Below are 14,717 nucleotides of genomic sequence, written 5' to 3'. Positions count from 1 at the left end.
TATCAAAATCCGATAGATCAATACTATCGATCCCTTAACCCGGAGGCCAAATCATTTGTCGGCCGCCCAGCAGATGCAGGTGCAGGTGGTAAACTTCCTGACCGCCTTTCCTGTTGCAGTTAAACACAGTTCTGTAGCCCGGTTCAGCTATGCCTTCTTGTTCAGCCAGCTTTGTCGCCGTCTGTAATATCGTGCCTGCCAGCGCGGCATCGTCCAGGTCATTCAAGGTTGCAATGTGGCGTTTGGGGATAATCAGGATATGTACCGGAGCCTGGGGATTAATGTCCCTGAACGCCAGAATATTTTCATCTTCAAAAACCACATCCGGCTTGATAGCACCGGCAACCATTTTGCAAAATAAACAATCAGTCATTATTCTTACCTTTTTTGTATGAGCGACCGGAAGGCCGGTATTATTAGTTTTAAGATATACGCTCCTTCTCCCTCAAAGTACTTGATGAAGCGGCACAAGGATTATACTGCTCTGATAAGCGATAATCTTGCTCAGTCCCCGAGAATATTTGTATTGCAAGGCCGACTGATGTGTTCTCGCCAGTCGCCGCACGAGGTGACATGGCTAAGAATTGTAGCAGGGTGGTGGGGAAGGTGTGGTTTTACAAGAACTGCACCCCGGTCTTTGCGTTAGGGGTACAAATCCAGTCCCGCTTGAAAGGGGGGCGACTGCAGAAATCCACTCGCCCCCACTTTTTTTTGGGTTTTAATACGCAGTCATGCCACGAAAATCAATATTGTCATTGCCGATTAATGAGCCTGCGCCTGAAGCAACATTAATCGATATTAATTTACCGTCGGCAGTTACACCATAGAGGCTATTATCATAAAACGCCATTCCGGTAAGTGAATTAAATCCAATGTTGGAGTTAAGGGGTTGCGCCTGGCCTGTGCTGGGATTAACGGTCATCAGTGAAACAGACGGTTGACCACTATTGGCGTTATAAGATGTCAGCGCGCCGAATAAATTATCGTTGGCGTCGAATGCCATGCCGAAGCTTGGAATATTAGCACCGCCAGCGGGATTGGCTCCCAAAACACCAATTAACGTGCCGGCACCCGTTGACCGATTGATCGTATAAAGACCCGTTCCACAGCCGGATGGAGTGGCAATGCAGTATATCGTTCCATTAGACGCGACTGCCAGTTTGGCGCCTTTGTCCTCAATTCCGAGGCTGCCCACGACATCACACGTACCCTTTTTCAGGTCAATTGTCAGAAATTGATCTGAAGTTATAGCGTATAGCGTTTCCCCGTAGGCTGCTATATCTACCAAATCGAAATTGACAGTTAGCAAAGGAGATACACTCCCAGTAACATTATCCAGGGTGTATATAGTGCTATTTATGCCATTTCCACTTGTAGCATACAGACCCTTTTTTGAACTCATGAAGATCGGTGCGCCCAGCGTCACCACCCAGGTGTCGACCACCTTATCGTTGTAAAGCTGGGTCTGCATCAGCGGGCCATTGCCAAAGCGGTCGCTGAACGGGATGGAATAAACCTGATTGCTTGTGGCATCGAAGATCTGCTGCGCATACGCGTTATAAAACGGATGCGACGGCTGCAATACGGAAGGGGAAGGAATGATGCTTGAATTCCACCAAGCCACGCTCGGCACATCCTTGTAGAGTTTCCCGTTGTAGGAGGCGTAGGTTCCGATGCCTCCTTTGTAGGTGACGCCGCTGCCTGGGAAGCCGCCCAATAATCCGGTGGTGATTTCGCCGATCGCCAAGCTCTGCGTGATGCCGTAGGCGGTGCCGGGGCCGCCTCCGGTCGTGGAGTCGACGAACAGGCCTGCCGCCGTCATGTCCGTGGCGAGCTGCGCCCACACACTGTTGAAGGTGGTGGAACCGTTGCCGGATCCCAGCGGGTCCGCTTGCCCGTAGATGGTATTGTTGAAAATCGAATCGGAAGTTTGGGTTCCGATCGTCGGCGAGATCGTCATCACGGCTCCGGTGTAAGTCGTCCCCGGAGTGGCCGACCCGCCAAATGGAATGAGCGTGGTCGTGATCGTTCCCGAGAGCGTGATGGTGTTGTCAGCGGCCACGGTGGCGATGAAATCGAACGCGTAATTGTAGTTTATATTCCCGGCCGCAGGATTCTGCTGTGTGTTGAAGGCATTGCTATTCTGTATGGTTGTGCTCTGGTTCGCAGTAAACAGCGACTTGAGATAGGCATCGAACGTGGGATACGGATTGGAACCCGCGCCGTAGGAGGAGGGCCCGATATAGCGCAAAATATTTCCGCTGAAGATCGGCGTGGCCAAGGCGCTGCCTGTCGTCAAAGTTTGGAATTCACTCGCGAGCCGCTTCGTGCCCGCGGCCGTCCCTTTGTAATAGCCGCGTGTCTGGAGCAAGGTTCCCGAACTGCCGCCGTTGTAGCTTTGAATGCAGATCGGGGCGGCGAAATAGTTGATGTTGGTGAGATTGCCCTGTCCGTTGGTGGCTCCTGCGACGTAGTCGATTTCGAACGGCTGGTAGGCTTTCAGGTAATTCGCGCCGCCGCTGCCAATGTAACTCGGCTGCGCATTCCCCGAAAGATCCCCGCTCATCACGAAACCATTGTACGTCTCGGTAGCCGCGTAGGAAACGAACACGACCGGCCCCTCGGCATTGGCGATGCTTAACCCGCCCGCGCCGATCGTCGTCAGATTGAGGGATTGCGTCATCATGTCTCCGGTGTTGACTCGCCCGATGGACGTTCCGCTTCCGTAAGTCGCAATCAAACTCTGGCTGGGATCTTGAAAGGTGATGAACACCTGCTCGTCCGGGAGGCCGGTATTGTTGACAAACAATATGACTAATTGCGGATTGCTCGCTGTTGTGGGGGTATTGTTCTGGGACATTTCTACTCCTTCTGGAATGTTTCTACTCAAAATGAGGCGAACCTCGGTTGTGCGGGGCGGAGGCGATATGCTCGTTGATTCTTCCGACTGGTTTCTGGCCCGTCACCCGTGCATTAACGGATAGAAAAGGCGAGGCTCAGGTCTTGAAAAGTCACGCCAACATGCTAGTGCAAGATCGGATAATCACTTACCCGCCCCTTCTTAAATTAGCTGCAATGATAGGGTATTCGATTTATGCGGCCTATTGCTGACAAATGCTGACCATCCCTGAGTGTTTTAAATTTCCACGATCCGTAACGTAACCCCAAACAAATAACCTTGCCCCTTCACGCCCCGAATCGAAAAATCCTCAGGCGCATAAGCAGCCAGCTTTCGGCGCAGACGGCTAATCAGCGATTCGAGTCGGCGTTCGTCGTAGTGCCAGAAATCCTGGCCCAAGGCTTCGATGAGCCTCTTGCGACTGACCAGATTTCCGTTCGCGTTGGCGGCGGCTCCCAGGACGCAGCCTTCGTTGTGCGATAGCGGGATCGGCCTGCCGTCGGGGGGAATCAATTCCAGCTGCGATAAATTAAGCCGCCAGCGCGCTTGTGCATTGCCGTTAAGCCTTTCGGGTTTCGCTCTGATGGGGGAGGTGGCCGGACGTTCATGTTCATTCGGCAAGGGCAGTGCCAACATATCGACCCCGTGCGTTACCAGCCAAGCGCTTAGGTTTTTACCGTCGAGCGCTGTTGTAGCGGTAAAGTCTGTCAGTTGCAGGTTGGGAGGGATGTTTTTGAGCAGATAAGCATTGTGATCAAGGATGGCGATGAGGATCATAGCGAGACGGCCTCAATGGTGTCGGTCGCTTGATCGGCGCGAAGAATAAAGCAAAACATTGTGACTCCCCTGTGTTGGAACCAGTTTGATGCTGTCGGTAATTTCCGTCCGATGAAAGGACTGATAGAGTTCAGTCATCGCTTATGTGCGGGAATCAATAATTAATGGGACGGCATGTTTTCGTCGCCCACCTTGCTTTCAGGTCCTGATTATTTTTGCCTGTAGCTCGAAGTGCCGGACCCCGCTGGGGCGAGAGCATTTGCGAGGCAACACGGTCTTTGTATTGAGCCTGTCGAAGCAACTTGCACCCGTTTCTATGATCGGGGTTAAGCCGTCAGCTCTGCGTTGTGCTGCGGCGAATTTACAAGTTAGTAGGGTGCGGACCTGGAATTATTGTCTGCCGCCAACCGAAGATTGCAATCGGCAGAAACGCTGAAAACTTTAGGGAGTTTATAAAATTAAGTGATGTTCATGGTTAGCAGGCGCACCATAAACGTAACTTATAAGCAAAGGAGCGGAGGCTTGCATATCGCAATGGGATTGTTGATGTGCAATTTTGCAGCTTGGGATTTCGCTAAAAATAACTTCCGCTGATCGTTCCCACGCACCGCGTTCATTTTTATGCACAAGTAGCTTAGGATATGGTCAGTAATAACTTCCCGATATGGATTGAGTGAAATTTTCCCGTTCGCCCTGAGCTTGTCGAAGGGTGAACGGGAAAATTTCGGCCTACCGCGTCAAGCCGATCATGCTTCGACAAGCTCAGCACGAACGGCTCGACGATCGAAAATAGTGGTTTCGGGAAGTTATTTTCAACCAAATCCTAAGTAACTCGTCATACCCGCCGGGATGACGAGCTTTAAAAATACTTGTGTATAACGGCGAGCGCTCCGCGTGGGAATGATAAGTTCAGGTTTCGGGACGTTATTACTGACCAAATCCTTATTGAGCGGGTCGGTTTCAAGTATCGGATCTTAACCTTGATTGACGACTTGTTGAGTTTTAATGATGACAGGGGCAAATTGTAGGGCTGACCTTTACATGCCTACGCGGCCATTAAACGCATGCGATAACGTACCGCTGTCGGTAAACTCCAGCTCGCCGCCCATGGGTACGCCATGGGCGATTCTACTGGCCGGTACCTGGTGTTTCCTGGCCAGTTCGCTGATGAAGTAGGCGGTCGCCTCGCCTTCAACCGTGGAGTTGGTCGCCAGGATCAGTTCCTTGATATGGCCGGTTGCCAGCTGTTGTTCAAGCAGATCCAGGCCGAGTTCATCGGGTCCTATGCCGTCCAGCGGCGATAATCGCCCGTGCAGCACAAAATAGCGGCCTTTGAACATCGTTGCCTGATCGACAATCCAGACGTCGGAAGGGCTTTCCACGATGCAGATGAGGGTATCGTCTCTTGACTTGTCGGCGCAGATTTCACACAGCTCGCCTTCGGTCAAGGTGCGGCATTGGCTGCAATGGCGCATTTTTTCAATGGCTTGCAGCAGCGTTTGGGCCAGCATATTGGCGCCGTTGCGGTCGCGCTGGAGCAGGTGAAACGCCATGCGCTGGGCGGTTTTAGGGCCGACGCCGGGCAAACAGCATAAATTCTGTATCAGCTGCCCCAATAAGCCTTTTTTGTGCATATTAAAAAGGCAGTTGGAATCCGGGAGGCAAGGGCAGTCCTGCGGTGACATCCGCCATTTTTTCTTTTTTCATTTTTGCGACTTTATTGACGGCATCGTTGATGGCCGCGGCAACCAGGTCTTCCAGCATGTCCTTGTCATCGCCCAGCAGGGACGGATCGATGGTTACCTTTCTGGCTTCGCGTTTGCCGGTCATCAGGATGGTGACCAAACCGCCGCCGGACTCGCCCATGACCTGCATGGCGTTAAGCTCTTCCTGGGCTTTTTTTAAGTCTTCCTGCATTTTTTGGGCTTGCTGCATGATGTTGCCGAGTGCGTTTTTCATTTACTTCTCTCCTGTCTCGTTAAATCGGTTCTATAGTACCGGGCATGATTCTGGCCCCCAAGTGTTCTTTTAAAGCTTGAACGTTTTCGTCTGAATTAATCGCGTCAACCGCCGCCTGCTGTTTGTCTTCGCGCGCCTTGGTCAATTGCACGGCGGGTGTGGCAACTGTGGTTTTTTCGGTGGTGATGACCAGCTTTAAAGGCGATTTTCGATAAGCCTGCAATGCTTTTTGTAAATTGTCTTCGGTGCGGCTGCTGCGCAGTTGTTTGTGGCCCGGATCCAGAATCAAGGTGCAGACGCTATCGTCAATATTTTCCAGTACGCAATTATGGGCCAACTCTCTGGTTAAGCCGTTAATTTTCATTGCGGCAACCATTTCGGCCCAATTGGAATCGGGCTTTTGAGTAACGGTTTCCTGAGCGGTTGTTTCGGCGACGATAGCGGGTTGCGTGGTCACCGCTGTATTGTAAACAGGTTGCGCTTGATTAGAAGCAGGCTGTGCCTGGGGTTTGTTAATAGGTTGACGAACCTGAACCGGTTTAGCCGGAGCCGATGCTGTGCCGACCGGTCTGAAAGTCAGCATGCGCAGCATGACCATTTCAAAACCGCTACGCGGATCGGGCGCTAAATCCAGGTCGCGTTGTCCTACCAAGCCTATCTGGTAGTAAAGCTGCACATCTTCGGGTGTAAGTTTGGCGGCCAATGCGGCAATCATCTCCACATCAAAATCATGGTCGATAGCGTTAGGTATTTGTTGCAGCAATGCGATGCGATGCAGGACTTGCAAAATTTGTTGCAGCACATCGCTAAAGTCCGGCGTTAAATTGGCTATCTCGTTTATTTTATCGAGTATCGCCGCCGCATCGCCCTCGGCCAGCGCCGTTAAAATAGCCTCGACCGGTTGCTGCGCCACGGTGCCCAGCATTGCGTTGACATCTTCGGTGCCGACCTTGCCGTTACCGTAAACGATGGCTTGGTCGAGCAGGCTTAAGCCGTCGCGCATACTGCCGTCGGCGGCGCGCGATAATAACTTTAAAGCGCCGGACTCGGCTTCAATATGTTCCTGCTGGAGTATGAATTCCATCTGGGTGAAAATCTGGCTGGGCAGCAAACGCTTGAGATTAAACTGCAAACAGCGGGACAGCACGGTGACGGGGATTTTATGGGGATCGGTGGTGGCCAGCAGGAATTTTACATGCGCGGGCGGCTCTTCCAGCGTCTTCAACAAGGCATTGAAACTGTGGCCGGACAGCATGTGTACTTCGTCGATCAGGTAGACTTTATAGCGACCGTGATTGGGCGCGTATTGCGCGTTATCGAGTAAATCGCGGGTGTCTTCAACCTTGGTGCGCGATGCCGCATCGACCTCGATTAAATCCAGAAACCGTCCTTCATCCAGATCGCGGCACACGCTGCATACGCCGCAAGGATTGAAATCCTGCAGATTTTCGCAATTGATGGCTTTGGCTAAAATTCGGGCAATGGTGGTTTTGCCTACGCCGCGCGTTCCGGTAAATAAATAGGCGTGATGAAGTCGATCATGTTGCAAAGCGTTCATTAACGATTTGACGACATGCTCTTGTCCGACAACTTCTGTGAAATTATGGGGACGCCATTTTCTGGCGAGAACCTGATAATTCATTGCAGGCTCGAAAGGTAAGTATGAGTTGGGTGGCGATCATGCCAGCCACATCCCGGCACACGAATCTGCTGCTACCGTTGCTCCCTTCCGGGCCTGGCGGGGTTTACAGCGTATCGTTGCGGGAGGACCGACACGATCACCATTAAACATTAGCCGTACTGGCTAAAGGACGGCCATTATCGTTGAATCGGTTTAATAACACAAGCCGAAAATGGCATATTTTTTGAAAATTCACCACGAAGACACGAAGACACGAAGAAAATGAAAGGTAAAACTTCGTGTTCTTCGTGTCTTCGTGGTGATTTATCAATCTGTCTGATACGGTTTACCCAGGCCAAATAATCACCGCCGTCCTGAGCCGGTTCTTGCCGAAACTGGACATCCGGTCGAAGTCCTCGCAGGCGATAGGAATAAACTGGCAATCGATTTCGCTTTGCCGTCCTTCTTCGGGATCGGGGTCGTGCATGTACAGGCAGTCATCGTCGAAGCCGCTCATCACCACCCAGTGCGGGGCTTTTTTGCGATCCATTTGAAAGGTGCTGATCAGGATCAACGGTATCGCCCCGGACTTGAACGCGCTGATCAGGTCGTTCTGGCTGATATTGGCGTAATGTATCTTGATGCCTTGCTCTTGCGCCTCGCGCTTGAAGCAGTTGTCGACCAGTTCCACAACCTGTTTTTTTTCCTCACTGCGCACGCCGTCGATAAACAGCGCTCCGGTCTGGTTGACCCAGACTTCAACGGTAAATTGCCGACGTTTTGCCGCCAGCGCCAGACCTATCGGGTGGCAGCCGCCATGCCCCGAGGTCATGAAGATGGTTGTGGCTTCGCGCCACAGGTTGATTTCTTCTTCCTGCGAAGGCTGATAAGCCCTGTTTAAGCCGTGCATCGCCATCATCAGCGATGCGGGGCCGCAGGTAAACGGCGTGGTTTGCCTTAACCAGTGTACCGACCGGTGCTGCAAGGTATCGCGATAACGGCGGATACGTTTCTGGTAACGTAGCGCGTCTTTGTGATCTTCATAGTAATCGCGGTAGATGCCGAATTTCTGGTAGCCCAGCGTTTGGTAAAGCTTGATCGCCGGAGTGTTATCGACGCTGACTTCAAGACGCAGATACAGTCTTCCCGCGTCATTGGCGGCCTGTTCGCCTGCCGTCATCAGCAATTTGGCGACGCCCGTGCCTCTTTGCGCAGGCGCAACGGCCAATGAATAGACTCGGGCCAGCCGGGTGCCGGGGTGGTAAATAATAAGCACATAACCGCTAATTACTTTTTCCTGCTCCGCGACCAGCAAGGCGCGATGTTCCGTGGTTATCCAGTGTTTGAAACTGCGCCGACTTAACTGGTCGGTGTCGAAGCAGGTTTTTTCAAGCGCTACCAGCTGATCGAGATCGGCTAACAGGGCGGGGCGGATTAAAATACTCAAGACGATACTCCCCGCAAGGCTTGTGCAATGACCTGTCTGGCGCGGAACAACACCATTTCCCGCCAGGCCTGATCGTCGGGACAAAAATGACGGCGCATGACTTTACTGTGTTCCAGGCGCGCTTGTTGGTTATCGGATTGCGCCCACAGTTGGTGGTCGCGCAGTAGGATTTCAAACAGTTGATCGGTGCTGAAAGTGCCGAATTCCAAGGTGATGTAACAACTGCGTTCATTCATGATGGCGTGCCAGGCATAATCCAGCAACCCGGTTTTCGGCACCGAGCTGGACGTGCCCAGCAGCGGCAATGCCACCGAATCGCCGTACCAGTTTTGGGCGGCGCGCGTTCCGGCGCTGTCCGGCTGATGGTCGCAAATGATTTCGCCATAGCCGTAAGAGCCTAGCCCGGTGTGCAGATCGATGACCGCCAAATCCCTCTGTTGCAAGGTATAGCGGCGCATCAGGTCTTCGCAGACCCGCCTGCCGTGCGCGGGCGCTGTTCCTCCGTAAAACGGTCCGGATGGATCGCTGTATTGTCCGGCGCTGACTGCCTTTTCCAGCGCCACGCGGCCATGCAGTTGTTCAAATTCGGCAAGGGCGATTTTCCGTTGCGCGGCATCCGCTAGATAAAACGCATCTTTGAGTAAGTCATAGTCTTTGTTTTCAGGCAAGGGGCCCGAAAAATCGACGATATTGCGGTTAAGGTCAACGCCGTCCGCATCGCAACGCCGTTGCCAGGCATAACCCCACGGAGTCAGCGCATGAATCATCAAAATTGCCGTATCTGCCGGAATAACGACCAGACCTTCGGCAAGCAAACCCAGAAGGTCGATCTGTATCGCGCTGCCGGCAAAGCCCTCAATACCGTGCGTTCCGCCGAGCAAAACCAACACTCTTGATGCGTCTTCCGTGCCGATCCAGACCGTGTCGGTCACCAGCTGTTCGCCTTCAGGTCCGGTGCCGGTACATGGATAAGGTCGGCATCGTGTATGGCCGGGTAGTTTATTTGATTGGGCCAGCCAGCGTTGCCGACCGGCGGCATAGCTGCCGGGAAAAACGGCGGTATCGATAGCGGCAAGAGGAAGACAATAGGACATAACGGTTACCTGAAGTTTTTCTTAAGCATAGCCCCAGTTAAGTCAATCAAGAAATATTTATCAATAGCCATAAAAACTCCTTGTGCAAACAACTGACTGGTTCCAGAATTATGGCTTATCTTACTACAGGATCTTATTGTTATGGCGCGTACCCTTCTGGTTGTTGATGATCTTTCCGATTGGAATCCCTATTATCCCAGCGACCAAGTCATCACCTTTGAAACATACCTTGCGACCGAACAGGGCGAGTCTCAGCAGCGTGTGCGCATCATCAATCTTTGCAGCAGTTACCGCTATCTTTCCGACGGCTATTATTGCTCGTTGCTGGCCGAGGCCCGAGGCCATCACGTTATTCCGTCGGTTAAAGTACTGAACGATCTGGGCAAAAAGGCGCTGTACCGGCTACAGCTTGACGACTTGTCGCAGACGCTGGAGCGCGCGTTTAAAAGCACCGACAAGGACAGAGAAATAACCTTGATGAGTTACTTCGGCACCACGCCCGATCCGGCTTTTCAGGAACTCACCAGGCAGCTGTTTGAACGCTTTTCCTGCCCCATACTGGAAGTGACGTTACGTTGTAAGCAGCAATGGGAAATCATCGGCTTAAAGGCCGTGTCGCACCGGCATCTGGATGATGCGATGCAAACCGTTTTTGCCGACGCGCTGGATAAATTCAGCACCAAAGTCTGGCGGAAAGGCCGCGCCCGTAAAGCTGCGCGCTTCGATCTTGCGATACTGGTCAACCCCGAAGAACAATTACCGCCCAGCAACATGGGCGCTCTTAAAAAATTCATCAAAATCGGCAGACAACTGGGTATTGAAATAGAACTGATAACCCAGCAACATTATGTGCGCCTGCCCGAATTTGACGGCTTGTTCATCCGTGAAACCACCAGCATCGATCATCACACCTACCGTTTTGCCAAGAAGGCCGAGGCCGAAGGCCTGGTGGTTATCGACGATCCGACTTCGATGCTGCGTTGTACCAACAAAGTCTATTTGGCCGACCTGTTTCGCACGCATAAGGTGCCTACTCCAAAGACTTGGCTGCTGCATAAAGGCAATGCCACTCACTTGGACAGAGTGGAAGCGGAAGCCGGCTTTCCGATGATTATAAAAATTCCGGATGGCTCTTTTTCTCGCGGCATCGTTAAAGTGAATGACCGGAAAGAGCTGGAGCTCAAAGTGGAGGAGCTGTTTCAAAAATCAGCACTGTTGCTGGCGCAGGAATTTCTTTATACCGATTTTGACTGGCGCATCGGCATTTTTAATAACAAGGCCTTATATGCGTGTCGCTATTACATGGTCAAAAACCACTGGCAGATATATCGCCATGGCAGCAGCCGAACCGATGCCGGTAACTTTGATACCTTACCAACGTTTGAGGTTCCCAAAGCCGTGCTCGATGTTGCCTTAAAAGCCACCCTACCCATAGGTAACGGTTTATACGGCGTGGATGTAAAGGAAAAAGACGGCAAAGGCTATGTGATAGAAGTCAATGACAACCCGAATATCGACAGCGGCGTCGAGGACAAATATCTGGGCGACGAACTGTACCGGTTGATTATGACCGAACTGCTGCGGCGCATGGAAAATCGCAGTAAAGGGATATTGACGTTGTAGGCTAATCGGGAGCTTTGAAAAAATTCCTTCTTAAACTTCAAGTGAGTGGCGACAATGTCCAAGATCAAATTAGGGGTATTTGTGCTTGCGGCAGGAATGTCCGGCCAAGATATTTATGCGGATGACGCTGTCAGCTCGGCGTTACAGAAAACGCAAGACTGTCTTAGGGATCAAAACTGCGATGCTGCGGCAACCGATGCGGGCAAGGACTCCGACCAAAAAGCCTTGGCGGCAATGGGCGGTAACGCTCATGATAAACAAGAGCTCTATAATATTTCGGCAGATATTATGCCTATCTTGGTACGGCAAGCGGCTGGCGATCCGGTAAAAATGCAAAACCTAATGCTGAAAGCGCAAACCGATCCCGAGAGTTTCTTGAATTCGTTATCGCCGGATCTAAAAGAGAAGATCAAAAATATTGCGAATGAGTTAGACACAAATCAGGCTTCGGGGCAAAGGCCGTGATTTTTTTCTTGTAACCCGCGTTTTTCGCCTTATAGCATTGATGAATCCAACACCAACCGGTATTTAATAAGTGATGACAGCCATACCAAGTGGCTTTGATATAAAAATGAAGAAAATCAGGAAAACCAGAAAAATTAAGAACACCAATCAGACGGATTTGTTTGAACTGTTAGAACGGCTGGAGCAATTAAAAGAAGTCGAATCGGAATTGAATATGACCTCTTCGCTTGGGCTGTTGGAGTTAAGCACGATTGTAGAAAAACAAATTGATTGGGTTGATTTGGAGTTAGTCGGTTAATTAAATCTGCGGTTGATCCGGAACTGTGGGGAGCAATGCGCTACGCTATTGACGCCCGATGGGTTGCGTCTTGTACCATTTCAATAATGTTATACTCTTGTTGAATATTTCAACAACCGAGCGACATCATGGCTACCGTAAACTTTAGCGTACCCGATGACATCAGGCAGGAATTCAACCAGCTGTTTGAAAAGGAAAACAAAAGCGCGATCTTAACCCGATTGATGCAACAGGCGATTGAAGAGAAAAAACAACAGCAACGTCGCCAGCTGGCGATTGATAAAATCCTGCAATTAAGAGCCACGCAATCGCCCGTTTCAGCGGCGGATATTGAACAGGCAAGGGAAGAATTGCGCAGATGATTGTAGTGGTTGATGCCGACATCAGCAGAGGAACAGAACACCGATCAGGCGGTTTCTGTGCTAAGGCAAGTTCAATCCGGTCAGGTAACGCTGGTGCAACCCGCACACTGGCTGCCGGAAGTGGTTGCCGTCATTACCCGCATTCGTCCGGAAATCGCAGAGCCAGCCATTGATTATTTGACTGCTATGGAAATAAAAGTACAGCAGGATGCAGACATTTTAAAAACGGCCGCTCGCCTCTCCCAGCAGTTTTCTCATCATTTATTCGATACGCTTTGTCATGCCTTGGCTATTCATCTGAATGCCGTGTTTGTAACAGCGGATGAAAAATATTACCGCAAAGCTGAAACGATGGGATATATTCAGCTGCTGAGTAATTGGCAGTAGATGCGTTGCTACATATCAAAATTGGAGGGGAATTATGAATATAGAAACAATTACCGAGCAAGCATTAAAACTTGCCCCAGCATCAAGAGCTTATATCGCCGAAATATTGCTGGAAAGTTTGGATTATGAAGAAGACTTTATTGTTTCGGAAGAATGGCAGCAAGAAATACAAAAACGTTGTAAAGATATAGATGCCGATCCTTCTTTATTGATTGATGGCGAACAATTTATGGCCGAGCTGAAACAGCGTTATTTATGAAGTTTTTCCTACATCCTCAAGCGCAAGAGGAACTGGAGCAAACTGTTCTGTTTTATAAAAAACAACAAGCGGGTTTGGAAAAGCGTTTTATAGAAGCTGCGGAAGACGCGATTAACCGCGCATGCCGGAACCCATTGTTATACCGAAAGATAGATGACGATGTTAGAAAATGTCGGCTATTGCATTTCCCTTATGCGATTATTTTTAGACCAAGATCAGCTCAGGTAGAAATAATTGCAATTATGCACTTGAGAAAACAGCCTAATTATTGGCAATCGAGAAAATAGGCTCTTAGGATGTTACTTCGGTCAATTATTTTACACGTTGGCGATCAGTGGCGAGAATCCTTACAAAATCGCTCCACTGTGAGGCCGCCATGTATTGGGATGTGAAAACTGTAAAGCCGTTGCCGGACTTTTGCATCTATGTCGAGATCGAAGATGGACGCAAGGGGGTATTTGACTTGAAGCCTTACCTCGATCACGGTGTTTTTCGTGAACTTCGGAACGTGCATTATTTCAATCAGGTCGGCATTCTGTTTGGGGCGGTAACTTGGCCCAATGAACAGGATATTTCGCCTGAAACGCTACTTGCTGAAATTGTTCCGATGGAATCAATTGCGGCTCATTAGGGCCGGAAGTGCAAACGAAAGTAGCGCATAGCTTGCGCGATTGATGCGTTTCATTGCGTTCAGCACATCGACGAGAGCTGGTTCCCAATCTCCAGATTGGGAACCCAGAAGGCGAAGCTCCAGCTTCGTGAAACGGGAAGCTAGAGCTTCCGTAACTGAATTCCCAATCTTGAGAGACTGTGAAAATATTCAAAATCCAAGCGATTCTCAAGTCGTCAGGCGTGGCATTTTTTTGAAAAAACAGATTTTGTCTCATATGGTCGCTCATTTTTATCCCAAAAAAAGCCAAAATCCGTTATCTTTTACGCATATCCCACGTTTCTTAACCTATTTTCCGGTCTTCGGGCGCAATAATCCCTTAGCGCGTCAGCACCGAGAATATTCAATATGCGAGTGAAGTTGTAGCCCAATACCATCAGGCTAAATTCGCCGCAACACTTTGCCAAGCCGCGCATTAAAAAGTGGTTCATCCCGGCACGATGCTTGAGAACGCCGAAGGGATGTTCCGCCAGTGCGCCGCGTTTTTTCATGATGCCCGGCTTTTGACCCATCCGCTGTTGGTGGCGTTCGATGACGGCTTCGTGCTCCCAGCGCTGGATTTGTTTGATGGCGGCTTTTTCGCTCAAACATTGCTCACGTAACGGGCACTGGCTACAATCCGCCGCCTTGCTTTTATAGGCTTTGAACCATTTGCCGTTTTTCTGGTGCGCTTTGCCGCTGGCGGTCAACGGGTTTCCTTGCGGACAACGATAGCAATCCTGTTCTGGGTCATAGCTGAACTGCTCCCGAGTCAATCGGCCCTTTGCGGCGATGGCTTTCGACTTGTCGGGAATGGCGACGTAAACCGTGATGTATTGGTCTTCGCAGGTTTTAAGCTGGTTGCCTTCGTAATAAC

The 14,717-nt window shown here is 50.6% G+C and carries 17 protein-coding genes and 1 other RNA gene; 8 read left to right on the top strand and 10 right to left on the bottom strand.

What is annotated here, in order from left to right:
• Positions 1-34: 34 nt before the first annotated feature.
• The 9 genes from METTU_RS13240 to METTU_RS13205 form a co-directional block, all read right to left on the bottom strand.
• Positions 35-373 carry a histidine triad nucleotide-binding protein gene (locus tag METTU_RS13240; RefSeq protein ID WP_006892214.1) on the bottom strand — a complete coding sequence of 113 codons (339 nt, stop codon included), beginning with the start codon at positions 371-373 and terminating at the stop codon, positions 35-37.
• Positions 374-718: 345 nt separating this feature from the next.
• Positions 719-2,860 (bottom strand): hypothetical protein, encoded by a 2,142-nt coding sequence (locus tag METTU_RS13235; RefSeq protein ID WP_006892213.1) that lies wholly within the window; start codon positions 2,858-2,860, stop codon positions 719-721.
• Positions 2,861-3,136: 276 nt separating this feature from the next.
• Positions 3,137-3,676, bottom strand: coding sequence for a winged helix-turn-helix domain-containing protein (locus tag METTU_RS21815; protein ID WP_006892212.1), 540 nt, complete (start codon positions 3,674-3,676; stop codon positions 3,137-3,139).
• 1,037 nt (positions 3,677-4,713) lie between these two features.
• Positions 4,714-5,310: a recombination mediator RecR gene (gene recR / locus METTU_RS13225; RefSeq protein WP_040580752.1), complete on the bottom strand. Its 597-nt coding sequence runs from the start codon at positions 5,308-5,310 to the stop codon at positions 4,714-4,716.
• A 1-nt stretch (position 5,311) separates the two neighbouring features.
• On the bottom strand, positions 5,312-5,635 hold the full coding sequence (locus METTU_RS13220) for a YbaB/EbfC family nucleoid-associated protein (protein ID WP_006892210.1): 324 nt from the start codon (positions 5,633-5,635) through the stop codon (positions 5,312-5,314).
• Positions 5,636-5,654: 19 nt separating this feature from the next.
• Complete coding sequence (dnaX, locus tag METTU_RS13215; protein WP_006892209.1) at positions 5,655-7,277, bottom strand: DNA polymerase III subunit gamma/tau; 1,623 nt, start codon at positions 7,275-7,277, stop codon at positions 5,655-5,657.
• A 36-nt stretch (positions 7,278-7,313) separates the two neighbouring features.
• Positions 7,314-7,410: signal recognition particle sRNA small type (ffs, locus tag METTU_RS22525), an RNA gene on the bottom strand.
• Positions 7,411-7,602: 192 nt separating this feature from the next.
• Positions 7,603-8,703, bottom strand: a complete 1,101-nt coding sequence (locus tag METTU_RS13210; protein WP_006892208.1) for a GNAT family N-acetyltransferase/peptidase C39 family protein — start codon at positions 8,701-8,703, stop codon at positions 7,603-7,605.
• Positions 8,700-9,797, bottom strand: a complete 1,098-nt coding sequence (locus METTU_RS13205) for a DUF2817 domain-containing protein (RefSeq protein WP_006892207.1) — start codon at positions 9,795-9,797, stop codon at positions 8,700-8,702. Before METTU_RS13205 ends, METTU_RS13210 begins: the two co-directional genes overlap by 4 nt.
• Positions 9,798-9,938: 141 nt before the next feature.
• On the opposite strand from METTU_RS13205, the gene METTU_RS13200 reads away from it, so the two are divergent.
• The 8 genes from METTU_RS13200 (at position 9,939) to METTU_RS13165 (ending at position 13,822) form a co-directional block, all read left to right on the top strand.
• On the top strand, positions 9,939-11,420 hold the full coding sequence (locus tag METTU_RS13200) for a RimK family ATP-grasp domain-containing protein (RefSeq protein ID WP_006892206.1): 1,482 nt from the start codon (positions 9,939-9,941) through the stop codon (positions 11,418-11,420).
• A 54-nt stretch (positions 11,421-11,474) separates the two neighbouring features.
• A complete protein-coding gene (locus METTU_RS13195) occupies positions 11,475-11,885 on the top strand; it encodes a hypothetical protein (RefSeq protein ID WP_006892205.1) in 411 nt (136 codons plus the stop codon).
• Positions 11,886-11,958: 73 nt separating this feature from the next.
• A complete protein-coding gene (locus METTU_RS13190) occupies positions 11,959-12,183 on the top strand; it encodes a hypothetical protein (RefSeq protein ID WP_006892204.1) in 225 nt (74 codons plus the stop codon).
• A 128-nt stretch (positions 12,184-12,311) separates the two neighbouring features.
• On the top strand, positions 12,312-12,545 hold the full coding sequence (locus METTU_RS13185; protein ID WP_006892203.1) for a hypothetical protein: 234 nt from the start codon (positions 12,312-12,314) through the stop codon (positions 12,543-12,545).
• 12 nt (positions 12,546-12,557) lie between these two features.
• Positions 12,558-12,932, top strand: coding sequence for a type II toxin-antitoxin system VapC family toxin (locus tag METTU_RS13180; protein ID WP_006892202.1), 375 nt, complete (start codon positions 12,558-12,560; stop codon positions 12,930-12,932).
• Positions 12,933-12,966: 34 nt separating this feature from the next.
• On the top strand, positions 12,967-13,191 hold the full coding sequence (locus METTU_RS13175; protein WP_006892201.1) for an addiction module protein: 225 nt from the start codon (positions 12,967-12,969) through the stop codon (positions 13,189-13,191).
• Positions 13,188-13,478: a type II toxin-antitoxin system RelE/ParE family toxin gene (locus tag METTU_RS13170; RefSeq protein ID WP_006892200.1), complete on the top strand. Its 291-nt coding sequence runs from the start codon at positions 13,188-13,190 to the stop codon at positions 13,476-13,478. Before METTU_RS13175 ends, METTU_RS13170 begins: the two co-directional genes overlap by 4 nt.
• A 101-nt stretch (positions 13,479-13,579) precedes the next feature.
• Positions 13,580-13,822, top strand: coding sequence for a DUF2442 domain-containing protein (locus METTU_RS13165; protein WP_217182900.1), 243 nt, complete (start codon positions 13,580-13,582; stop codon positions 13,820-13,822).
• Positions 13,823-14,124: 302 nt separating this feature from the next.
• On the opposite strand, the gene METTU_RS13160 is transcribed toward METTU_RS13165, so the two are convergent.
• On the bottom strand, positions 14,125-14,717 hold a 593-nt coding region (locus METTU_RS13160), incomplete at its 5' end, for a transposase (RefSeq protein WP_006892198.1).

Source organism: Methylobacter tundripaludum SV96, assembly GCF_000190755.2.
Lineage (GTDB): Bacteria > Pseudomonadota > Gammaproteobacteria > Methylococcales > Methylomonadaceae > Methylobacter_A > Methylobacter_A tundripaludum.
This window is presented reverse-complemented; position numbering and strand designations above follow the sequence as displayed.